This is a genomic window from Sphaerisporangium sp. NPDC051011 (assembly GCF_040653595.1).
Taxonomy (GTDB): domain Bacteria; phylum Actinomycetota; class Actinomycetes; order Streptosporangiales; family Streptosporangiaceae; genus Sphaerisporangium.
This window is the reverse complement of the sequence record NZ_JBFAGG010000012.1, coordinates 126,548-148,092: the sequence shown is the minus strand read 5'-3', so window position 1 is coordinate 148,092 and position 21,545 is coordinate 126,548. Positions and strand designations below refer to the sequence as shown.

Here is a 21,545-nt window from a genome sequence, read left to right as displayed (position 1 = left end):
GTTCCGGGCACAAGGCGTACCCTTCCAGAGGTCTGTCCATCTCTACCGACCCTGGAGGGAACGGGCATGTGCACCGTCGTCATCGGAATCCAGCCGGGCGCGCCGACGCCGGTGGTCCTCGCGGGCGTGCGCGACGAGTTCGCCACGCGGCCGTGGGAGCCGCCGGGCGCGCACTGGCCCGAGTACCCCCGCCTGGTGGGCGGGCGCGACCTGGAGGCGGGCGGCACCTGGCTCGCGGCCGACCCCGGCGCCTCCCGCGTGGCCGCGCTGCTGAACGGCCACGGGACGCCTGCCGCCGCCGCGATCCGCAGGTCGCGCGGCGACCTCCCCCTGCGCGCCGCCGTGGCGGGCGAGCCGCCCGCGGGCGGCCTGGCCTGCTACGACCCGTTTCACCTGCTCGTGGCCGACCCGGGCGGCGCGCGCCTGTGGAGCTGGGACGGCGAGCGGATGACCGAGGCCAAGCTCCCCGAGGGCACCCACGTGATCGTCAACGACGGCTGGGAGCGCGACGAGGAGGGGCCGCGCGGCGCCTACTTCCGCCCGCGCTTCGCCGCGGCGGCGCGCCCGTCCGCGTACGACGACGGCGGCTCGTGGGGGGAGTGGCGCGCGCTGGCCTCGGGCGCGGGACTGCCGGTGTCCGACCCCCGCGCCCTGGTGGTCCGCCACGAGCTCCCCGAGGGGACATGGGGCACGAGCTCGGTCACGCTGGTCGCGCTCGGCCCGGGCGCCCTGCGCTACGAGTTCTGTCCCCGTCCCGCCGACCCCTCGTCGTGGTACGCCGTGCCGCTGCCCGGGGCCGGCTGAGCGGCGCCCGGCCGGTCGGCAGAGGGTGCCGCAGGCGGTTCGCGTGATCGGCCACGCCCGTCCCCCTACTCTGACGAAACGGACACCCCAGGGTGATCCCACCGGACCTGCGCATGGATAGGCTCAGGGCATGCGATCCTGGCCTGCTCCCGAGATAGCGCCACTGCCCGGCGCCGGCCTCCCTCTCCGGCTCTACGACACTTCGGCGCGCGAGGTCAGGCCGACCTCCCCTGGGCCGACGGCGCGCATGTACGTCTGCGGGATCACCCCGTACGACGCCACCCACCTGGGGCACGCCAACACCTACCTGGCGTTCGACCTGGTCAACCGCGTGTGGCGGGACGCCGGCCACGAGGTTCACTACACCCAGAACGCCACCGACGTCGACGATCCGCTGCTGGAGCGCGCCGAGCGGGACGGCATCGACTGGCGTGAGCTGGCCGCCCGCGAGATCGAGCTGTTCCGCACCGACATGGAGGCGCTGCGCCTGCTGCCGCCCCGCGAGTACGTCGGCGTGACCGAGGTCGTCGGCCAGGTCGCCGAGCTGATCCAGCGGCTGAAGGACAAGGACGCCACCTACGACGTCGGCGGTGACGTCTACTTCTCGGCCGCCGCCGCCCCCAAGTTCGGCGCCGTCTCGGGGTACACCGAGGAGCACATGCTGGAGCTGTTCGCCGAGCGCGGCGGCGACCCCGGGCGCGAGGGCAAGCGCCACCCCCTCGACTGGCTGCTGTGGCGCGCCGAGCGGCCCGGCGAGCCGTCCTGGCCGTCGCCCTTCGGCCCTGGCCGTCCCGGCTGGCACGTCGAGTGCACCGCGATCGCGCTGAGCCGCCTCGGCAGCGGCTTCGACGTCTCCGGAGGCGGGTCGGACCTGATCTTCCCTCACCACGAGATGGGCGCCAGCGAGGGCCACGTCGCCACCGGCGAGTGGCCCTTCGCGAAGTCCTACGTCCACGCGGGCATGGTGGGGCTGGACGGCGAGAAGATGTCGAAGTCCCGGGGCAACCTGGTGTTCGTCTCGCGGCTGCGCGCCGGGCACGACCCGATGGCCGTGCGGCTCGCGCTGCTGGCCCACCACTACCGCTCCGACTGGGAGTGGACCGGCGACCAGATCGGCCGCGCGGAGACCCGCCTGGCGCGCTGGCGCTCGGCGGTGGACCTGGCCGCCGGTCCGGACGCCCGGCCGGTTCTCCAGGAGGTCCGGGAGCGCCTCGCCGGCGACCTGGACGCGCCCGGGGCCCTGGCAGCGATCGACTCCTGGGCCGAGCGCGCCCTGGCGGGCACGGACGGCGCGGGCGATCCGGACGCCGGCGCCCCCGGGCTGGTCCGCGCCACTGCCGACGCGCTGCTCGGCGTCCGGCTCTAGCGGTCGGCCTCTAGCGGTCGGTCGGCAGCAGCGTGCCGAGCGGTCCGAGGTCGAGGTTCAGGTCCGCCGGGGACACCTCGAACCGCTCGCACAGGTCGTTCATCGCCTCTTCCAGGCGTATGAGCGTCACCCCGAGCGCCTCGACCTGCTCATCCGACAGGTCGCCCTGCTCCATGCGCCGGACGCACTGACGTTCGACGAGCCGGCGGACCAGCTCGACCAGCGTCAGGACGAGCCGGGTCAGGTCCCGCTCCACCGTGTCGGGGGCGGCCCGCAGATGCCGGCGCCCGGCGGAGGCCGGCTCGCGGTCCCCGCGTCCCTCCGGCCGCCCGGAGGCGGGCCCGGGACGCTCGGCGGGCTCGGGGGCCCTCAGCGGTTCAGTACCGTCGGGGTTCCGCGAACTCCAGGGCGGTGAACGAGTACGGCGCCCAGGGGCCGGTGACCTCGACGTCGATGCCCGGCTCCCGCAGGCCCTCGACCGCGGCCGCGAACTCCCCGCGCCGGTCCTCGTCGACGAGGTAGGCGCCGTTCAGCAGCATCCAGTCCTCGCGGCCGGACAACTGCGGGTCCTGCGGCCGGTGCCGGCGGGCCGCCGCCGCGACGTCCGCCAAGGCCTCGTGGATGTGCTCGGCGCGCTCGGCGGCCTCCCGCCACGCCTCGTCGCGGCTGCGCAGGCTGTCCCTGCGCCGCCGCAGGTAGGCCGTTCCCGGCCCGGCGCCGGAGGGTTCGGCGGCCTGAGCGCCGGCGGGGGAGGCGGGGTTGGCGTACACCTTGACGCCCCACTCGTGCCTCCCGGCCACCTGCTTGAGCACCTTGGCGAAGTCGTCGTGCCTGCGCTCCAGCATCGCGCGGACCTGCGCCTCGCCGCTGTACACCGTGACCAGCCGCACCGGCGCGGTCGCCGCGTCCATGGCGATCGCCTCCACGACGCGGTGGTGGGCGCGGGCCGTCTCGCCCACCCAGTCCAGGTCCTCCAGCCAGCGCCGCAGGGGTTCCTCGCCGAACTCCGCCAGCGGCACGGTGCTCACGTAGGCGACCAGGCCGGCGTGCGCCACCGCGCGGACCGGCGCCCCGGCCACGCCCGCCAGGCCGGCGAGCCGCTCTGGGCGGGCCCGGTCCTTCTCCCGGGTGATCGCGTACAGGTACGTCGCGCTGTCAGCCACGGTGATCCTCCTCCCCGGCGGCCGGGCGCGTCGCGGCGTGGCCCTTGACGTCACTCACGGCGGCGCTCCCGGTCGTACGCCCGTTCCGCCTCGCGGGCCCGCTCGTCATAGGCCGCCCGGCGCGGCCCCTCGATGCGTGTCGCCCGAGGAGGGGATGCGGTGGTCCTCCACCAGTTCGACCTCCACGGTCCAGCCGTCGCCCGCCGGCCTCACCAGCGTCACGCCCTCGACGTCCTTGCCGGTCAGGTCGGCGATGTGCCGCGACCCGGCCCGCCGCCGTCGCCGCCGTCAGGCGCCGCGGCTCGCCCCCGGCCTCCCGGGCGCGCTCGCGCCGGCTCCCGGAGCTCTCCCGGTCGCCGGCCGCGCCCTCGTCGCCTTGAGGCGGCCCGTGCCGCCCTCGGCGCCGGCGAGCCGGCCGGTCGTGCGGAAGCCGTCACCCTCGGCGAAGCCGGTGAGCCGCCTGGTGGTCTCCTCCACCTTGCGCCGCACCGCGCGGAGGGCCATCTTGCCCGCCGGCCCGGCCAGGCCGCGGATCTGCTGCTTGATCGGGGACAGCAGCCCCTTGCCCTCGTCCGCCATCGCGGTCACTCCCTCCGGCGGACCGGCCGGGACCGCGGCGACGGCCGGTCACGGACCACGCGCCCGCGCGGGGCCGGTTCCTCGTCCTCTTCTTACTCCTCCACGTCCTCCGGGCCGACGTCCCGTGCCCGCCTGGCGCCCTCGCGCGCGGGCCCCCGGGGCGGCGGTTCCTCGTAGTCCTCTTCTTCCTCGTACTCGGCGTATTCGCCGTACTGGTCCTCGTACGGCCCTTCCTCCTCGCCGCGCGGGCGTCGTGCCCTGGCGGTCCGGTAGCCTCCCGTGGCCCGGTGCCGCAGTCCCGAGACGCCGCCGCGCGCGGTCCTGGCGGCTCCTCTGGCGGCACCCGTGGCCGTCGCCGTCGCTCCGGTCGCCGCCTCGGTCGCGGCTCCGGTCGCGGTCTCCTCCAGCCCGGCTGCGCCGTTGGCCGCGTGCTGGAGGGACTCGGCGCGAGCCTGGAGCTTGGCGCTGATCGAGGAGACCTGCCTGCTCGCGGCGGCCTTGCCCGCCTCGAACAGCTCGCCGCGGACGCTGTTGACGATCTTCTCGAGCTCGGGGGACGAGCTGACCAGCTTCATGCCCTGCTCCAGCAGGTTGCCGCGCGTCCCGCCGAGCCTGCCGGTCGCGCCCGCCACGGCCAGGGCGATCGCGAGCTTGAACCTCCGGTGCCGGCCGAGGAAGTAGCCGAGCGCGACCGCCACGGCCACTTTGAGTCCGCCTGCCACGATTGCCTCCTCCTCCGGCTCCCGTTTCGACGGTTCAGCCCTACCCGCCCATATCGGTACAGAACACGCATGACCGGTAAAAATGGACATGGTGCGCGGAGAAAACGGAGGCGCCCGCCCGGGGGCGGACCTACGTCAGCGCGGCGAAGAAGCGTTCCCGCTCGTCGGCGGGCAGATGATCGCTGAACAGCACGCCGTCCAGGTGGTCGACCTCGTGCTGCAGCACCCGGGCCAGCATGCCGAGCGCCCGGATCGTCACCGGCTTGCCGTACATGTCGCGCCCCTTGGCGACGACCGAGTAGGAACGCTCCAGCGGCCACCACACGCCGGGCGCCGACAGGCACGCCTCGTCGGCGACGATCGTGCGCGGGGACGCCTCAAGGCGGGGGTTCACCAGATGCCCCGACCTGCCCTCCACCTCGAAGACGAGCACGCGCAGCGGCACGCCGAGCTGGGGGGCCGCGAGCCCGGCGCGGCCGGCGCCCGCGCGGGTGGTGGCCTGCAGGGACTTGACGAGCTCGCGCAGGGATCGGTCGAAGTCGGTGACCGGGGAGGCCACGGTGCGGAGCACGGGGTCGGCGAAGAGCCTGATCGGCTGGACGCTGGACAAGCTCGCTCCAGGGGGTGTCGTCGGGTCGGCTGGACGGTTCCCGGGAGGAATTCCCGGATCGGCCTGACGGCAACCTTTGTTGAATCCAGGTTGCCTCAGTGATGCCTGCGGATCACATGTTTCAAGGGTGCGTCGGAAGTAACGGCGATATCTAACCATCGTCGCGGGGCGGTGTGATGAGCGCGGATACGGTCTGAACCTCCTGAAAACAGCGAAATAGGAGGAAAGCGACCGTGGTCGAGGTTACGCGGACGGCGTCGGCGAAAGGCCGGCTTTAGCTCCGGGGAGGAAAGCGGGGCAGGGCCGCCGTGGGGCTGGCCGAGGCCCGTGTCCGACCCCGATTCGCGGGCCGGCCGGGATGTAGCACAGAGGTAACAGGAGGGACCCAACGGTGAAACGGCCTGAAAGCACCATCGGATCCATGCCGATCTCACTTGCCCCGCAGGCGTCTGTGATGTCGCCCGCGCACGTGGGAGCGGCCACGCACTGCCCGCTGCAGTGGGCATGTCGCGCGGCATCGTCGGCACCCGGGGCGAGGAACCCGTGGTCGTCACACCCATGCACAAACAGGTCTTCTCCCTCGTCACCGGCGCATGCCTGGACGACCCGGAGACAGCGATACCGACATACCCCACCCGAGTCACCGACGGCACCCTGGAGGTGAGCGTGGAATGACAGCCGCGCTTCTGGACGATCCGCTGACCAGTCCCGAGACCGCGCCGGACGCGCTGGCGGGCTTCACCATCGGCGTGACCGCCACCCGCAGGCGCGAGGAGTTCGCCGCGCTCCTCGAACGCCGGGGCGCCCGCGTCGTCCTCGCCCCGGCGATCCGGCTCGTCCCGCTCGCCGAGGACGCCGGCCTGCTCGCGGCCACCCGCCAGTGCCTGGACGCGCCCGTCCACGACGTCGTGGTCACCACCGGCGTGGGCTTGCGCGGCTGGATGGCCGCCGCCGAGGGCTGGGGGCTGTGCACCGAGTTGGCCGCCCACCTGGCCTCCGCGCGCATCCTGCCCCGCGGGCCCAAGGCGCGCGGGGCCGTGCGCGCCGCCGGGCTGAGCGACCACTGGACCCCGGCCACCGAGTCCTGCGACGAGATCAAGCAGTACCTCCTCGCCCAGGACCTGCGCGGGCGCCGCATCGTCGTCCAGCTTCACGGCGAGCCGCTGATCGGCTTCATCGCCGCCCTGCGCGCCGCCGGGGCCACCGTCATCGAGGTCCCGGTCTACCGCTGGCTGCCCTACCGCGACCCTTCGCCGCTGCGCCGCCTGATCACCCAGGCGATCTCCGGCTCGGTGGACGCCGTCGCCTTCACCAGCGCCCCCGCCGTGCTCGCCATGCTCAACGCCGCGCGGGCCGAGCACCTGGAGGACTCGCTGATCGACGCCTTCCGCGGGTCGGTCATGGCCGCCTGCGTGGGCCCGGTCACCGCCGCGCCGCTGGTGGCCAGGAACGTGCCGGTGATCCAGCCCGAACGCTCGCGGCTCGGCGCCCTCGCCCGCACCCTGGCCCGGCACCTGCCCGAGCACGGCGTCACCCGGGTCACCGCCGGCTCCCACGAACTGGAGATCCGCGGCCACGCCGTCGCCGTCGACGGCGACCTCAAGCCGCTGCCGCCCGCGCCCATGGCCGTCCTCAAGCGCCTCGCCGAGCGGCCCGGGCACGTCGTCGCCCGCTCGGAGCTGCGGGTCGTGCTCCCCGGCGGCCCGGCACGGGAATCCGCCGAGCACGCCGTCGAGATGGCGGTCACCCGGCTGCGCCGCGCCCTCGGCCCGGCCGGCATCGTCGAGACCGTCGTCAAGCGCGGCTACCGCCTGGCCTGTGACCGGCTGGAGGTGCGGTGACCCTGCCGCCCGCGCTGGTGCTCGCGGCCCACGGCACGCGCAGCGCCGAGGGCGAGGCCACGATCGCCGCCCTGGCCGCCCGCGTACGCCGGGCACGCCCCGGCCACCGCGTCGAGGCCGCCTACCTGGAGATCAGCTCGCCCCCGCTGGACGGGATCCTGGCCGGGCTGCCCGGACCGGCCGTCGTGGTCCCGCTGCTGCTCGCCGGCGGCTACCACGTCCACATCGACCTGCCCGCCGTCGTCGCCCGCGCCAAGCCCGGCGCGCTGGTCGCCGGCAGGCTCGGCCCCCACGCGCTCATCACGTCCGTGCTGGTGCGCCGCCTGGTCTCGGCGGGGCTGCGCTCCACCGACACGGTCGTCCTCGGCGCGGCCGGCTCCTCCGACCCCGGCGCCCTGGACGACGTCCGCGCCGCCGCCCGGCTGCTGTCGATGCGGCTGTCGCGGCCGGTCACCGCGGCGTTCGCCTCGGCGGGCCGCCCGGCCGTCGGCGAGGCCCTGGACCGGCTGCGCTCGGGCCCGGCACCCCGGGTGGCCCTGGCGTCCTACCTTCTCGCGCCCGGCCACTTCCAGGGTCGGCTGGAGGAGTCCGGGGCCGACCTGGTCTCCCGCCCGCTCGGCGCCGACGACGAACTGGCCGCCCTGGTGTGGCACCGCTTCGACGAGGCGACGGCCGGGTCGGCGTGGCAGGGGGCGGCGCGGCGCGTGCCCGGCGCGGCCCGCGGGCTCAGGAGAGCGCCGGCGTCCGGGGGGTGATCGCCTCCAGCCGCAACTCGCGCACGATCTCGGCCGCGCAGTCGTCGCGGGACAGGCCCGCGCCGGCCCCGATGAACGTCTCGTAGTAGGCGTGCCGCAAACAGCCCGCCAGCAGCAACCGGGCGCTGGCCTCCGGCGTCACGTCGGGCGCCACCCGGCCGAGGCTCCGCTCCAGCGCGAGGTACTCGGCCAGCGGGGCGATCTCCGAGGCGGGCCCGAGATCGGTCTCGCGCAGCGCCTCGCGAAAGCGCACCGTGATCGACGGGGAGATGAACGCGGGCATCGCCGCGGACTGGACCTCGGCGTAGTAGTCGATGCCCGTGCGCGCCACCGGCAGCAGGTTGTCGTTGACCCGACCCTTGCCGGCCTTGTGCATCAGCGCGTCGAGCGTGCGCAGCCAGACGGGCAGGCGGTCCTGCAGGAGGGCGAGGAACATGTCCACCGCCTGGGCGGGGGTCGCGCCGCGCATCTGCGGATACGCGCCGCCGTCCTCCGGGCGCGGCGCCTCGTCCCTGCCCTCCTGGTGCATGTACACGGCCATCTCGAGGACGCGTCGCCGCGTCTCCTGTGCTCTCTTGTGCGGATCTGGATATTGAGTCGTCGCCATGGGGATCCCAGGGTGCGCGGTCACATGTGTCGGTTCAGCACGCGGGTGGCGTGGTTCCGGGGGGTTCGCGGAGCGGTGTTCCTCTCCGTCGCCGAAGCGTGGCCGCGCGTGAGGGGTGCCGCCCATACGTGCAGGTGCGGAACGGCGCGGCGGCCAATTATTACCCGTGATCCGCGAAGCGCGCGGTGAATATGCGAAACGTGGCTTTCCCGCGTGTCGCACGACGTGCCGGGGGCGCCGGCCGGACCGGCGCCCGTGACCTCAGGCGTCGCCGGCCGTCGCTAGCCGTCGCTGTCGTGGTCGCGCCGCCGCAGGTAGCGCTCGAACTCGGCGGCGATCGCGTCGCCGCTGGCCTCGGGAAGCTCGGCGGCGTCCTTGCGCTCTTCCAGCTCCCGGACGTACTCGGCGACCTCGGAGTCCTGCGCGGCCAGCTCGTCCACGCCGTGCTCCCACGCCTGCGCCTCGTCCGGCAGCTCGCCGAGCGGCATCGGGATGTCGAGCAGGTCCTCCATGCGGCTCAGCAGCGCGAGCGTGGCCTTCGGGTTCGGCGGCTGGGCGACGTAGTGCGGCACCGACGCCCACAGGGAGATCGTCTTGGTGCCCGCCGCGCTGAGGGAGTGCTGGAGCACGCCGACGATGCCCGTGGGCCCCTCGTAGCGCGTCAGCTCCAGGTTCAGGGAACGGGCCAGGCCCGGGTCGCTCACGCTGCCCATGATCGGCACCGGCCGGGTGTGCGGCGAGTCGTTCAGCAGGGCGCCCAGCAGCATCGCGGTCTCGACCCCGAGCTCCAGGCAGATGCCGACGATCTCGGAGCAGAACGTGCGCCAGCGCATGTTCGGCTCGATGCCGCGCAGCAGCACGACGTCGCGCTCGCTGCCCGGGGGCCGCGCGACCAGCAGGCGGGTGGTCGGCCACACGATCGAACGGCTGACGCCGTCGCGCATTTCGACCACCGGGCGGGTCACCTGGAAGTCGTAGTAGTCCTCAGGGTCGAGCTCGACGAGCGGGGTGGCCTTCCACTCCGCCTCCAGATGCGCCAGAGCGCCGCTCGACGCCTCGCCCGCGTCGTTCCAGCCCTCGAACGCGGCGATCAGCACCGGGTCGACGAGCTCGGGAAGTCCTTCGAGCTCGATCACACGCCGCCTCCTCCTGGCATGGCCAAGGGCGTTCACACGACGAAGCGCCCTCTCGACCGCCGGCGGCGGCCTTGTGCCTAACTAAGCCTATTCGTTGAGGGGCGGTCAGTGTCACCGAGAGGGGATAGCCGTGCGCGAGAGCGGTCCAACGGGACGGCCCCGTGCGATGTCGCTCCGTGTCGATTTAGGCCCGGCGGCTACGCTTGGGCCCATGAACCGTGAAGCCTCCTCGTTCAGGCGTCACCTGGGCGAGCGCGTCCTGGTGGCCGACGGCGCGATGGGCACGATGCTGCAATCGTACGACCCTTCGCTGGACGACTTCGACGGTCACGAAGGGTGCAACGAGGTCCTGAACGTCACCCGTCCCGACATCGTCCGGGCGGTGCACGAGGCGTACTTCGCGGTCGGTGTCGACTGCGTGGAGACCAACACCTTCGGCGCCAATCTGGCGGCGCTGGGGGAGTACGGCATCGGGGAGCGCGTCTTCGAGCTGTCCCGGGCGGGCGCCGCCCTGGCCCGCCAGGCGGCCGACCAGTGGACGTCGGAGGATCGGCCGCGGTTCGTGCTGGGGTCGATGGGGCCGGGGACGAAGCTGCCGACTTTGGGTCATCTGCCGTACGGGGCATTGCGGGATGCCTATGAGCTGAACGCGGCGGGGTTGATCGCGGGTGGCGCCGATGCGTTGATCGTGGAGACGTGTCAGGACCTGTTGCAGGTGAAGGCGGCGGTGATCGGGGCCCGTCGTGCGGTGGAGGCGGCGGGCCGTGATGTGCCGGTGATCGCGCAGGTGACGATCGAGACCAATGGCGCGATGTTGCTGGGGTCGGAGATCGGTGCGGCGCTGGCGGTGATCGAGCCACTGGGTGTGGACGTGGTCGGGCTGAACTGCGCGACGGGTCCGGCGGAGATGAGTGAGCATCTGCGGTATCTGTCGCGGCATGCGCGGTTGCCGTTGTCGTGCATGCCCAACGCCGGTCTGCCCGAGCTCACCTCCGACGGCGCCCGCTACCCCCTGACCCCGCGGGAGCTCGCGGCGGCCCACGTGCAGTTCACCTCCGCGTACGGGCTGGGCCTGGTGGGCGGCTGCTGCGGCACCACCCCCGAGCACCTGCGCCAGGTCGTCGAGGCGGTGCGCGGGCAGGCCCCCGTCCCGCGGCGCCCGCGGCCCGAGCCCGGCGCGGCCTCGCTGTACCAGGCGGTCCCCTTCCGGCAGGACACCTCCTACCTGGCCATCGGTGAGCGGACCAACGCCAACGGCTCCAAGGCGTTCCGCGAGGCGATGCTGGCGCGGAACTGGGAGGAGTGCGTCGACATCGCCCGGGCGCAGGTGCGCGACGGGGCGCACATGCTGGACCTGTGCGTGGACTACGTCGGCCGTGACGGCGTGGCCGACATGAAGGAACTGGCCTTCCGGTTCGCCACCGCCTCCACCCTGCCGATCGTCCTGGACTCCACCGAGCCTGCCGTACTCCAGGCCGGTCTGGAAATGCTCGGCGGCCGCGCCGTGATCAACTCGGTGAACTACGAGGACGGCGACGGCCCGGACTCCCGCTTCACTAAGATCATGCGCCTGGTGAAGGAGCACGGCGCCGCGGTGGTGGCGCTGACCATCGACGAGGAGGGCCAGGCGCGCACGGCCGAGTGGAAAGTGCGCGTCGCCACGCGGTTGATCGAGGATCTGACGGTCAATTGGGGAATGGCCGTCGCTGACATCATCATCGATTGCCTCACCTTCCCGATCGCCACCGGCCAGGAGGAGACCCGCCGCGACGGCGTCGAGACCATCGAGGCCATCCGCGAGCTCAAGCGCCGCTACCCCGAGGTGCAGACGACCCTCGGCCTGTCCAACATCTCCTTCGGCCTCAACCCCGCGGCCCGCGTCGTCCTGAACTCGGTGTTCTTGAACGAGTGTGTGAACGCGGGGCTGGATTCGGCGATCGCCCACGCCTCGAAGATCGTGCCGATGGCGCGGATCCCCGATGAGCAGCGGCAGGTCGCGCTGGACATGGTGTACGACCGGCGGCGGGAGGGCTATGACCCGCTGCAGCGGTTCATGCAGCTGTTCGAGGGGGTGGACGCCGGCGCGGTACGGGCCGGGCGGGCGGCCGAGCTCGCGGCCATGCCGCTGGCCGAGCGGCTCAAGGCGCGCATCGTGGACGGCGAGCGCAAGGGCCTGGAAGCCGACCTGGACGTCGCTCTGGAGGAGCGGCCCGCGTTGGAGATCATCAACGAGGTGCTGCTGGAGGGCATGAAGACCGTCGGCGAGCTGTTCGGCTCGGGACAGATGCAGTTGCCGTTCGTGTTGTCCTCGGCCGAGGTGATGAAGGCCGCGGTGGCCTACCTGGAACCGCACATGGACCGGGTGGAGGGCGAGACCAAGGGCCGTATCGTGCTGGCCACCGTCAAGGGGGACGTGCACGACATCGGCAAGAACCTGGTCGACATCATCTTGTCCAACAACGGCTACGAGGTCGTCAACCTGGGCATCAAACAGCCCGTTTCGGCGATCTTGGAGACGGCGGTGGAGAAGGACGCCGATGTGATCGGCATGTCCGGGCTGCTGGTCAAATCCACCGTGATCATGAAGGAGAACCTGCAGGAGATGAACGCCCGCGGCATCTCTCAGCGGTTCCCCGTCCTGCTCGGCGGCGCCGCCCTCACCCGGGCGTATGTGGAGCAGGACCTGGCCGAGACCTTCACCGGCGAGGTGCGCTACGCCCGCGACGCCTTCGAAGGGCTGCGGCTGATGGACGCGTTCATGGCGGTCAAACGCGGGGTGAAGGGTGCCCGGTTGCCGTCGTTGCGGGAGCGGCGGGTCAAGTCCGGTGCCACCCTGGCCCGCACCCCCGAGGCCGAGTTGCCGGCGCGTTCGGATGTGGCGGGCGACAATCCGGTCCCGGTGGCGCCGTTCGTGGGGGAGCGGGTGGTCAAGGGCATTCCGCTGGCCGATTACGCGGCGTTCTTGGACGAGCGGGCCACGTTCATGGGCCAGTGGGGGCTCAAGGCCGCCCGCGGCACCGGCGGGGCGTCGTATGAGGAGCTGGTGGAGACCGAGGGCCGGCCGCGGCTGCGGATGTGGCTGGAGCGGTTGCAGACCGAGAACCTGTTGCAGGCCGCGGTGGTCTACGGCTACTTCCCCTGCGTCTCCCACGGCGACGACCTGATCATCCTGGACGAGGAGGGCAAGGAGCGGACCCGGTTCTCCTTCCCCCGCCAGCGCCGCGACCGGCACCTGTGCCTGGCCGATTTCTTCCGTCCGGCCGGCTCAGGGGAGGTGGACGTGGTGGCCTTCCAGGTCGCCACCATGGGCTCGCGGATCTCCCAGGCCACCGCCGAGTTGTTCGCCAAGGACGCCTACCGTGACTACCTGGAGTTGCACGGGCTCTCGGTGCAGCTGACCGAGGCGTTGGCGGAGTACTGGCATGCCCGGGTCCGGTCCGAGCTGGGCATCGGCGGGAACGAGAGCCTGGAGGACATGCTGAAGGTGAACGTCACCGGCTGCCGGTACTCCTTCGGCTATCCGGCGTGTCCGCGTCTGGAGGATCAGCGGCAGGTGTTCGAGTTGCTGGATCCGTCCCGGATCGGGGTGTCGCTGTCGGAGGAGTTCCAGTTGCATCCGGAGCAGGCGACCTCCGCGATGATCGTTCACCACCCCGAAGCCAAATACTTCAACGTCTGACGCCTGACGGCCAGACGGTACGGTCAGGGTCTAGTAATTGCGCACTTTCAGGGGGTTTTGAGTGGATGCGGTCTTCTTCGACATGGACGGGCTTCTCGTGGACACCGAGAAGCTCTGGTTCCAGGTCGAGTCGGATGTGATGAGACGTCTGGGGGCCGCGTGGTCGGACGCCGATCAGGAGAACCTGGTCGGCGGTTCCATGCCGGCGACGGTCGCGTACATGATCAAGGCCGGCGGCTCCGACCGATCTCCCGCCGAGGTCGAGGCCTGGCTGGTCGACGGTGTGCTCGCCCGGCTCGCCGACGGCTTCGAGACGATGCCCGGGGCCATGGAACTGCTGGGCGAGGTCCGCGCGACGGGCCTGCCCGTCGCCCTGGTCACCTCCTCCGCCCGGGTGATGGCCGACGCCATCCTCGACGGCATCGGCCGGCGCGACCACTTCGACGTCATCGTGACCGGCGACGACGTCCGGAACTACAAGCCCGACCCTGAGCCGTACCTCATGGCCGCGCGCCTGACGGGCGTGGACCCGGCGAAGTGCGTCGCCCTTGAGGACTCCCCGAACGGCGTCGCCGCCGCCACCGCCGCGGGCTGCGCGGTCGTGGCCGTCCCCAGCATCCTCCCCATCGCCCCGGCTCCGAGGCGTCTCGTGGCCGAGTCCCTCAAGCAGGTCGACGTCGCGGCCCTCCGCGCCCTCTCCATCTCCTGAACCCCTTCCCGGTGGCTCCGCGCCTTGGACGACGGTCCACCCTGAGGCGGGTCTCAGGAGGATCATCCTCCCTTAGGGGACGTCCCCTCCTTGGGAAGGAGGGGACCGGCGCGTACCAGGTGCCAGGATGGAACGGAAAGCCATGACAAGGGGGCGAAGCCGTTATGTCGTTCGACCAGATCGCCTGGTTGCCGTTGTGCGGGGGCCTGACCGCCGTGGGCCTGGTGCTGAGCTTCCTGGCGTTCCGCAGGCGAGGCGCGGGCGCCGGGCTGCGCGCCGCCGCGTGGTCGCTGATCCCGGTCGCCGCCTACCTGACCGGAGCGCTGCCCGCGCTCTGGACGATGGGCACCGCCGCCGTCGGCTTCGTCACCGGCCTGGTGTTCTCGCCGAAGGTCTGGGCGGGCGTCGCCGTGGCCGGCCTGGCCGCCCTGCTCTTCCTGGTCTCGGGCGTCCTGCGCGGCAGGACCCTCGGCGAGTCCCGCACCCGCCGCCGCGCCAAGCAGGACCCAGCCGCCCAGCCGTCCGCGGGGCCGTCGCCGACCCTCCCGTCCGTCACGGCCCCCACCCAGCCGAACCGCCCGCCCCTCCCCAAGCGTCAGCCCACCACGGCCGCCGCCCCCGACGACGACCTCGGCGACATCGAGGAAATCCTCAAGCGCCGCGGCATCAGCTAGCGACGAGCGTGAAGCACGCCCGGCGGTGAGGGGGACACACCGGTCGGGGCGTGGCCGGGCGAAGGTCGAAGTGGCCTCCGTGCGGTGGGCGGCGCCAGGGCCCTCCACCGCACGGATGTGGCGGTCGCGCGTCCGGCCACGGGCTCGCGTAGGGCTGACAGGCGCCGGTGGCGAGCGTCGCGCGCGGGCGGAGGCACGTACGGCATGCCCTCGTCCGGCGTCGACGCCTCAGGGCATACCCGGATCTTCGCCCGCGCACCCGTGAGAATGGGACCATCGCGGGAGCCGGTACGTTGATCACCGGGTTCCCCGGCACCGGTGCTCGCATCCCGCGCGGCGGGGTCGCAGTGGGTAAGGAATTCGGCGGGTGATCAGGTCACATTGCCATAACGGCGTGGCGATGGCCGTGTGGCTCCCGAGGAACGCGTAGCGTCCTCGGTATGGTCGGCCACCCTCGACCGGGTCCCTGTTTCGCGGGGCGTCGCGCCCCGCGGGCGGCGGCCTCCGGGGGCCGCGATCGCGTGCGCCACGGCGCATCCGCGCGGCGTGTCACGGATCCGAGACACAATGCGGACAGGCCCCGAACAATCGGTCCAAGATCGATACGAATGAATTTCGCGTGAATCACAGTTGAGCCACATAGCGTGCGCAGGTACTGGTCAGTGCAGCTCAGCACGTAGATTCTGCGTCCGGGGCCGTATACGCGGTCTCCCATGCAACATGGGGCGATGCCCGCCCGCCACCTCCGGCCGGGCGGCGCGCCAGACGGACTACGTCGTCTGGGATCCAGGGGGCCGACACTTATGACCGCACCGCTCGACGTCTCCGGCTCGGAGCTCGAAGCCGCGCCGGAAGCCGTGCTGGACGGGCAGGCCAAGACGATCCAGGGCAGGTCGCTCGGCCAGATCGCGTGGACGCGCCTCAAGCGCGACAAGGTCGCCCTCACCGGCGCCGGGGTCGTGATCTTCCTGATCCTCGTCGCGATCTTCGCTCCGCTGATCGTCGGCTTGATCGGCCATCCCCCCAACGACTTCAACCAGGACCTCATCAGCTCCGAGACGCTGGCTCCGAAGGACGGCACCGGCATCGGCTGGGACCACCTGTTCGGCGTCGAGCCGGTCAACGGGCGCGACATCTTCAGCCGCGTGGTCTACGGCGCCCGCATCTCGCTGCTGATCGCCTTCCTGGCGACGCTGCTTTCTGTGGTGATCGGGACGCTGCTCGGCGTCATGGCCGGGTACTTCGGCGGCTGGGTCGACTCGGTCATCAGCAAGACCATGGACGTCTTCCTGGCCTTCCCGATCCTGGTCTTCGCGATGGCGCTGTCCGGCATCGTGCAGCAGGGCAACAGCAGCGCGTTCGGCCTGACCGGCGACACGCTCAGCGTCACCCTGCTGATCTTCATCATCGGTTTCTTCAACTGGCCCTACATCGGGCGCATCATGCGCGGCCAGACGCTGTCGCTGCGCGAGCGGGAGTTCGTGGACGCGGCGCGAAGTCTGGGCGCGCGCGGGCCGTACATCATCTTCCGCGAGATGCTGCCCAACCTGGTCGCGCCGATCCTGGTCTACTCGACCCTGCTCATCCCGACGAACATCCTCTTCGAGGCGGCGCTGTCGTTCCTCGGAGTCGGGGTGCGCCCGCCCACCGCGACCTGGGGTGGCATGTTGTCGGACGCGGTGCGGTTCTACTCGATTCCGCACTTCATGTTCTTCCCCGGTATGGCGATCTTCATCACCGTGCTGGCCTTCAACCTGTTCGGTGACGGACTCCGCGACGCCCTCGACCCAAGGGCCCGATGAGCTCGATCCGGTTCCCCCGTTAGTTCCCTGGCCTCGACAACAAGGGGTTGTGTAGATGAAGAGAAAGACCACGCTGGGGGTGACCGCCCTGAGTGCGGTTCTCGCCCTGGGGTTGGCCGCCTGCGGCGGCGGCACCGCCACGTCGCCGAGCTCCTCCGGCTCGGCGCCCGCCTCGAGCGGAGGTGGCGACGCCCCCAAGGCCGAGTTCAACGCGGCCCTGGACAAGGTGTTCAACCCTTCCGACAAGAAGGGCGGCATCCTGAAGTTCGCCAACGCGGGTGACTGGGACTCCCTGGACCCGGCGGACACGTACTACGGCTACTCGTGGAACTTCGTCCGGCTCTACGGCCGGTCCCTCGTGATGTTCAAGCCGGCGCCGGGCAAGGAGGGCAACCAGCTCATCCCCGACCTCGCCGAGAGCCTGGGCGTCCCGAGCGACGGGGCGAAGACCTGGACGTACAAGCTGAAGCAGGGCGTCAAGTTCGAGGACGGCACCCCGATCACGTCCAAGGACGTGAAGTACGGCGTGCTGCGGTCGCTGGACAAGGAGGTGTTCCCCGACGGGTACACCTACTTCAACGAAACCCTCGATCTGCCGAAGGACTACAAGGGCCCCTACAAGTCCAAGGGCGTCAACACCGACAGCGCGATCGAGACCCCGGACGACCAGACGATCGTCTTCCACCTGAAGCAGCCCTACAGCGGCTTCGACTACTTCGCGCAGCTCCCGGCGACGATCCCGGTGCCCGAGGCCAAGGACACCGGCGCCAAGTACCGCGAGCACGTGATCTCCTCCGGGCCGTACAAGTTCGACAAGAACGAGATCGGCAAGGGCTTCAACCTGGTCCGCAACGACAACTGGGACCCGGCGACCGACCCGAACCGCAAGGCGCTGCCCGAGGGCTACGAGGTCTCGACGAACGTCAACGCCGACGACATCGACAACCGGATCCTCGCCGGTGACCTGCACGTCGACGTGGCCGGCACCGGCGCCCAGCCGGCGACCCTCGGCCGGGTGCTGACCGACCCGAACCTCAAGGCCAACACCGACAACCCGACGCTGACCCGCCTCTGGTACACCTCGATCAACGGCAACGTGAAGCCGCTGGACAACATCGACTGCCGCAAGGCCGTCGAGTACGCCGCGGACAAGGTCGCCTACCAGACCGCCTACGGAGGCGAGTTCTCCGGCGGCCAGATCGCGACCAGCCTGATGCCGCCGCTGATCCCCGGCCACAAGGACATCAACCTGTACCCGGCCGGCCCGGACAACCACGGTGACGTCGCCAAGGCCAAGGAGCACCTGACGGCCTGCGGCCAGCCGAACGGCTTCGAGACCAACATCTCCTACCGGGCCGAGCGTCCCAAGGAGAAGGCGACCGCCGAGGCGCTGCAGCAGTCCCTGGCCAAGGTCGGCATCAAGCTGACGCTGAAGCCGTTCCCGCAGGCGGACTACTTCGCCCTGTACGCCGGCAAGCCCGGGTACGCCAAGTCCAACGGCCTCGGCCTCGCCGTCAACGGCTGGGGCGCCGACTGGCCGGACGGATACGGATTCCTCAGCCAGATGGCGGACAGCCGTGTGATCCGCGAGACCGGTGGCTCCTCCAACGTCAGCGTCCGCGACCCCGAGGTCGACAAGATGTTCGACCAGGCGGCGCAGGAGACCGACATCGCCAAGCGCGAGGCGATCTGGGGACAGATCGACCAGAAGGTCATGGAGGACGCCTTCATCCTTCCGGGCCTGTGGGCGAAGAGCCTGCTGCTGCGCGGCAAGGGCGTGACGAACGTGTACATCAACGACGCGTTCAGCATGTACGACTACCTCAACATGGGCGTCCAGTAAGTGCCCCTGAGCACCCGTTCGATCCGATAGACACGTGAACGCGGCAGGGGGCCGGCCGACCGGCCGGCCCCCGGAGCCGGGGGGACTGTGGTCACATACATCATCCGGCGCCTGATCTGGGGTGTCTTCATGCTCGCCATCGTGAGCATGATCACCTTCGCCATCTTCTTCCTGGTGCCGCGCCTGGCGGGCGCCACCTCGGAGAGCCTCGCCACCCGCTACGTCGGGCGTACCGCCACCGCCCAGGACGTGAAGATCGCCACCGAGCGGCTGGGCTTCAACGATCCCCTGATCGTGCAGTACGGCCGGTTCGCCAAGGGCATCGTCGCGGGCGCCGACTACGACTACGGGCCCGGCGTCGAGCGCTGCCCCGCGCCGTGCTTCGGCTACTCCTTCCTCACCCGGCTCCCAGTCTGGCCGGACCTGCTCAACCGGTTGCCCGTCACGATGTCGCTGGCCTTCGGCGCCGCGATCATCTGGCTCATCACCGGCGTGGCGACCGGAGTGGTGTCGGCGCTGAGACGCGGCAGCGTCTTCGACCGCGCGGCCATGACCGTCGCGCTCGCGGGCGTGTCGCTCCCCATCTTCTTCACCGGCATCGTGTCGCTGGTGGCGTTCAGCTACGGGCGCCCGCTGGCGATCACGGCGCCGGGCGGCAGCTTCACCCCGTTCTTCGACAACCCCGCCCAGTGGGCCTACAACCTGATCCTGCCCTGGATCACCCTGGCCTTCCTGTACGCCGCCGGGTACGCCCGGCTCACGCGGTCGGGCATGCTGGAGACGATGAACGAGGACTACATCCGCACGGCCCGCGCGAAGGGCCTGGCCGAGCGCACCGTGGTCTTCAAGCACGGCCTGCGCGGCGCGCTGACCCCGATCGTCACCATCTTCGGCCTCGACGTCGGCCTGCTGATGGGCGGCGCCGTGCTGACGGAGAGCACGTTCTCGCTGCCCGGCATCGGCAAGTACGCCATCGACGCCATCGTCAGCCAGGACCTGCCGAAGGTCATGGGCGTCACGCTGGTCACCGCGTTCTTCGTCGTCGTGGCGAACCTGGTCGTCGACATGCTGTACGCGGTGGTCGACCCGAGAGTGAGGCTGACGTGACCGGCGACCATCGGGCGGGCGGCCGCATCGGCGCCCGGGCGGCGAAGGAGGGTTCGTGAGCTTTCTCGAGCTGAACGACCTGCGCATTCATTTCCCCACGGACGACGGCCTCGTCAAGTCGGTCGACGGCCTGTCCTTCAAGCTGGAGCGTGGCAGGACGCTCGGCATCGTCGGCGAGTCCGGGTCGGGCAAGAGCGTCACCAGCCTCGGCATCCTCGGCCTGCACAAGGGCGGCCGGGCGAAGATCTCCGGTGAGATCTGGCTGGACGGCGAGGAACTCGTCGCCGCCAGTGCCGAGCACGTGCGCACGCTGCGCGGCAAGAAGATGGCGATGATCTTCCAGGATCCGCTGTCCGCGATGCATCCGTACTACACGGTGGGCGCGCAGATCATCGAGGCGTACCGGATCCACAACAAGGTGAGCAAGGCGGTGGCGCGCAAGCACGCCGTCGACCTGCTCGGCCGGGTCGGCATCCCGCAGCCGGACAGGCGGGTGGACAGCTATCCGCACGAGTTCTCCGGCGGCATGCGCCAGCGCGCGATGATCGCCATGGCGCTGTCGTGCGATCCCGAGCTGCTCATCGCCGACGAGCCGACGACCGCGCTGGACGTGACCGTCCAGGCGCAGATCCTCGACCTCATGCGCGACCTGCAGCAGGAGTTCAACTCCGCGCTGATCATCATCACCCACGACCTCGGCGTGGTGGCCGAGCTCTCCGACGACATCCTGGTGATGTACGGCGGCAAGTGCATCGAGTACGGCACCGCCGAGGACATCTTCGAGCGGCCCGAGCACCCCTACACCTGGGGCCTGCTGGGCTCGATGCCCCGGCTCGACCGCGAGCGCACCGAGCGGCTGACCCCCATCAAGGGCACGCCCCCGTCCCTCATCAACGTGCCGTCCGGCTGCGCGTTCCACCCTCGCTGCGCGTACGAGCCCCGGACCGGCGGCAAGGGCAGGACCGAGGTGCCCGAGCTTCTCGAGACCGAGGGCGGTCACCTGGTGCGCTGCCACATGTCGCGCGAGGAACGCCGCGCCGTCTGGGAGCAAGAGATCAAGCCCACCCTGGAGTCCGTGTGAGCGAGCAGTCCGAGACCCTGCTGTCCGTCCAGGGACTGGAGAAGCACTTCCCGATCACCAAGGGCCTGATCAAGCGCCAGGTCGGTGCCGTCAAGGCGGTCGACGGGCTGGACTTCGAGGTCCGCACGGGCGAGACGCTCGGCCTGGTGGGGGAGTCGGGCTGCGGCAAGACGACCACCGGCCGCCTGATCACCCGGCTGCTGGAGCCCACGGGCGGGAAGATCCTCTTCGAGGGGCGCGACATCACCCACATGTCGCAGGGCGCGCTGCGCCCGCTGCGCCGCGACATGCAGATGATCTTCCAGGACCCGTACAGCTCGCTGAACCCGCGCCACACCGTCGGCGCCATCGTCGGCGCGCCGTTCCGGATCCAGGGCGTGAAGACCGAGCACGGCACGAAGAAGGCCGTCCAGGACATCCTGGAGCTGGTCGGGCTCAACCCCGAGCACTACAACCGCTACCCGCACGAGTTCTCCGGCGGGCAGCGGCAGCGCATCGGCATCGCCCGCACGCTGGCCCTCAAGCCCAAGCTCATCATCGCCGACGAGCCGGTGTCGGCGCTCGACGTGTCGATCCAGGCCCAGGTCGTCAACCTGCTGGAGGACCTGCAGAACGAGCTGGACCTCACCTACGTCGTCATCGCGCACGACCTGTCGGTGGTGCGGCACATCAGCGACCGCGTCGCCGTCATGTACCTCGGCAAGATCGTCGAGCTGGCCGAGAGCAAGAGCCTGTACGAGACGCCGATGCACCCGTACACGACCGCGCTGCTGTCGGCCGTGCCGGTGCCCGACGTCAAGGGCCGCGCCGGCCGCGAGCGCATCCGCCTCCAGGGCGATGTGCCGAGCCCGCTCAACCCGCCGCCGGCCTGCCGGTTCCACACCCGCTGCTGGAAGGCGCAGGAGATCTGCAAGACCGTCGAGCCCCCGCTCGCCGAGATGGCCACCGGCCACCGCGTCGCCTGCCACTTCCCGGAGAACGCACCCAAGGACGCCGTCCAGGGCGACCCGGCCACGCAGGTGCCCGCCTGAGCGCGCGGCCGTCCGGGGCCCCGGACGTGGTCTGAG

21 protein-coding genes are annotated in these 21,545 nt (G+C 71.2%); 13 read left to right on the top strand and 8 right to left on the bottom strand.

The genetic code is table 11. From position 1 onward, the window contains the following. The first annotated feature begins 66 nt into the window (after positions 1-66). Positions 67-804: an NRDE family protein gene (locus AB0H21_RS26950; protein WP_358521678.1), complete on the top strand. Its 738-nt coding sequence runs from the start codon at positions 67-69 to the stop codon at positions 802-804. Between the two features lie 130 nt (positions 805-934). Next, complete coding sequence (gene mshC / locus AB0H21_RS26945; protein ID WP_358521675.1) at positions 935-2,170, top strand: cysteine--1-D-myo-inosityl 2-amino-2-deoxy-alpha-D-glucopyranoside ligase; 1,236 nt, start codon at positions 935-937, stop codon at positions 2,168-2,170. Positions 2,171-2,180: 10 nt separating this feature from the next. Here mshC and AB0H21_RS26940 read toward each other — a convergent pair whose 3' ends face one another. From AB0H21_RS26940 to AB0H21_RS26915, 6 genes are all read right to left on the bottom strand, one after another. Further along, the gene (locus AB0H21_RS26940) at positions 2,181-2,447 is read right to left on the bottom strand and encodes a gas vesicle protein K (RefSeq protein WP_358522025.1); all 267 of its coding nucleotides are present in this window, start codon (positions 2,445-2,447) and stop codon (positions 2,181-2,183) included. 100 nt (positions 2,448-2,547) lie between these two features. Beyond that, positions 2,548-3,333: a GvpL/GvpF family gas vesicle protein gene (locus AB0H21_RS26935; RefSeq protein ID WP_358521674.1), complete on the bottom strand. Its 786-nt coding sequence runs from the start codon at positions 3,331-3,333 to the stop codon at positions 2,548-2,550. A 105-nt stretch (positions 3,334-3,438) separates the two neighbouring features. Continuing rightward, entirely contained in the window at positions 3,439-3,555 is a 117-nt protein-coding gene (locus tag AB0H21_RS26930; RefSeq protein WP_358521672.1) for a hypothetical protein, read from the bottom strand. Between the two features lie 66 nt (positions 3,556-3,621). Further along, positions 3,622-3,912: a hypothetical protein gene (locus AB0H21_RS26925; RefSeq protein ID WP_358521670.1), complete on the bottom strand. Its 291-nt coding sequence runs from the start codon at positions 3,910-3,912 to the stop codon at positions 3,622-3,624. 92 nt (positions 3,913-4,004) lie between these two features. Beyond that, entirely contained in the window at positions 4,005-4,634 is a 630-nt protein-coding gene (locus AB0H21_RS26920) for a hypothetical protein (RefSeq protein WP_358521668.1), read from the bottom strand. 130 nt (positions 4,635-4,764) lie between these two features. Then, on the bottom strand, positions 4,765-5,244 hold the full coding sequence (locus AB0H21_RS26915) for a peptide deformylase (RefSeq protein WP_358521665.1): 480 nt from the start codon (positions 5,242-5,244) through the stop codon (positions 4,765-4,767). 504 nt (positions 5,245-5,748) lie between these two features. Here AB0H21_RS26915 and AB0H21_RS26910 point away from each other — a divergent pair. The 3 genes from AB0H21_RS26910 to AB0H21_RS26900 are packed head-to-tail and all read left to right on the top strand — an operon-like array spanning position 5,749 to position 7,840. Further along, positions 5,749-5,919: a nitrite reductase (NAD(P)H) small subunit gene (locus AB0H21_RS26910; RefSeq protein WP_358521662.1), complete on the top strand. Its 171-nt coding sequence runs from the start codon at positions 5,749-5,751 to the stop codon at positions 5,917-5,919. Further along, positions 5,916-7,085 carry a uroporphyrinogen-III synthase gene (locus AB0H21_RS26905; RefSeq protein ID WP_358521660.1) on the top strand — a complete coding sequence of 390 codons (1,170 nt, stop codon included), beginning with the start codon at positions 5,916-5,918 and terminating at the stop codon, positions 7,083-7,085. Before AB0H21_RS26910 ends, AB0H21_RS26905 begins: the two co-directional genes overlap by 4 nt. After that, a complete protein-coding gene (locus AB0H21_RS26900; RefSeq protein ID WP_358521657.1) occupies positions 7,082-7,840 on the top strand; it encodes a CbiX/SirB N-terminal domain-containing protein in 759 nt (252 codons plus the stop codon). Before AB0H21_RS26905 ends, AB0H21_RS26900 begins: the two co-directional genes overlap by 4 nt. On the opposite strand, the gene AB0H21_RS26895 is transcribed toward AB0H21_RS26900, so the two are convergent. Beyond that, positions 7,812-8,381, bottom strand: coding sequence for a hypothetical protein (locus AB0H21_RS26895; RefSeq protein WP_358521655.1), 570 nt, complete (start codon positions 8,379-8,381; stop codon positions 7,812-7,814). The two genes, AB0H21_RS26900 and AB0H21_RS26895, sit on opposite strands and share 29 nt — an antisense overlap. Positions 8,382-8,728: 347 nt before the next feature. Continuing rightward, positions 8,729-9,583, bottom strand: coding sequence for a PAC2 family protein (locus tag AB0H21_RS26890; protein ID WP_358521653.1), 855 nt, complete (start codon positions 9,581-9,583; stop codon positions 8,729-8,731). Between the two features lie 211 nt (positions 9,584-9,794). Here AB0H21_RS26890 and metH point away from each other — a divergent pair, with 211 nt between their 5' ends. From metH to AB0H21_RS26850, 8 genes are all read left to right on the top strand, one after another. Then, positions 9,795-13,262: a methionine synthase gene (gene metH, locus AB0H21_RS26885; protein ID WP_358521650.1), complete on the top strand. Its 3,468-nt coding sequence runs from the start codon at positions 9,795-9,797 to the stop codon at positions 13,260-13,262. Between the two features lie 61 nt (positions 13,263-13,323). Further along, complete coding sequence (locus AB0H21_RS26880; RefSeq protein WP_358521648.1) at positions 13,324-13,971, top strand: HAD family phosphatase; 648 nt, start codon at positions 13,324-13,326, stop codon at positions 13,969-13,971. 164 nt (positions 13,972-14,135) lie between these two features. Then, a complete protein-coding gene (locus AB0H21_RS26875; protein WP_358521645.1) occupies positions 14,136-14,645 on the top strand; it encodes a cellulose synthase in 510 nt (169 codons plus the stop codon). Between the two features lie 803 nt (positions 14,646-15,448). Then, positions 15,449-16,447, top strand: a complete 999-nt coding sequence (locus tag AB0H21_RS26870; protein ID WP_358521643.1) for an ABC transporter permease — start codon at positions 15,449-15,451, stop codon at positions 16,445-16,447. A gap of 55 nt (positions 16,448-16,502) precedes the next feature. Continuing rightward, the gene (locus AB0H21_RS26865; RefSeq protein ID WP_358521640.1) at positions 16,503-18,290 is read left to right on the top strand and encodes an ABC transporter substrate-binding protein; all 1,788 of its coding nucleotides are present in this window, start codon (positions 16,503-16,505) and stop codon (positions 18,288-18,290) included. An 87-nt stretch (positions 18,291-18,377) separates the two neighbouring features. Next, positions 18,378-19,397 (top strand): ABC transporter permease, encoded by a 1,020-nt coding sequence (locus tag AB0H21_RS26860; protein ID WP_358521637.1) that lies wholly within the window; start codon positions 18,378-18,380, stop codon positions 19,395-19,397. Positions 19,398-19,452: 55 nt separating this feature from the next. Next, complete coding sequence (locus AB0H21_RS26855) at positions 19,453-20,478, top strand: ABC transporter ATP-binding protein (protein WP_358521635.1); 1,026 nt, start codon at positions 19,453-19,455, stop codon at positions 20,476-20,478. Beyond that, positions 20,475-21,509, top strand: a complete 1,035-nt coding sequence (locus tag AB0H21_RS26850) for a dipeptide ABC transporter ATP-binding protein (protein ID WP_358521632.1) — start codon at positions 20,475-20,477, stop codon at positions 21,507-21,509. The genes AB0H21_RS26855 and AB0H21_RS26850 overlap by 4 nt, the downstream gene beginning before the upstream one ends. Positions 21,510-21,545 lie beyond the last annotated feature (36 nt).

Excerpts from the sequence above, each read along its gene's own strand:
- AB0H21_RS26905 (WP_358521660.1), top strand. The coding sequence starts at position 5,916 with ATGACAGCCGCGCTTCTGGACGATCCGCTGACCAGTCCCGAGACCGCG.
- AB0H21_RS26875 (WP_358521645.1), top strand. The coding sequence starts at position 14,136 with ATGTCGTTCGACCAGATCGCCTGGTTGCCGTTGTGCGGGGGCCTGACC.
- AB0H21_RS26925 (WP_358521670.1), bottom strand. The coding sequence starts at position 3,912 with ATGGCGGACGAGGGCAAGGGGCTGCTGTCCCCGATCAAGCAGCAGATC.
- AB0H21_RS26870 (WP_358521643.1), top strand. The coding sequence starts at position 15,449 with ATGACCGCACCGCTCGACGTCTCCGGCTCGGAGCTCGAAGCCGCGCCG.
- mshC (WP_358521675.1), top strand. The coding sequence starts at position 935 with ATGCGATCCTGGCCTGCTCCCGAGATAGCGCCACTGCCCGGCGCCGGC.
- AB0H21_RS26865 (WP_358521640.1), top strand. The coding sequence starts at position 16,503 with ATGAAGAGAAAGACCACGCTGGGGGTGACCGCCCTGAGTGCGGTTCTC.
- AB0H21_RS26950 (WP_358521678.1), top strand. The coding sequence starts at position 67 with ATGTGCACCGTCGTCATCGGAATCCAGCCGGGCGCGCCGACGCCGGTG.
- AB0H21_RS26910 (WP_358521662.1), top strand. The coding sequence starts at position 5,749 with ATGTCGCGCGGCATCGTCGGCACCCGGGGCGAGGAACCCGTGGTCGTC.
- AB0H21_RS26895 (WP_358521655.1), bottom strand. The coding sequence starts at position 8,381 with ATGGCCGTGTACATGCACCAGGAGGGCAGGGACGAGGCGCCGCGCCCG.
- metH (WP_358521650.1), top strand. The coding sequence starts at position 9,795 with ATGAACCGTGAAGCCTCCTCGTTCAGGCGTCACCTGGGCGAGCGCGTC.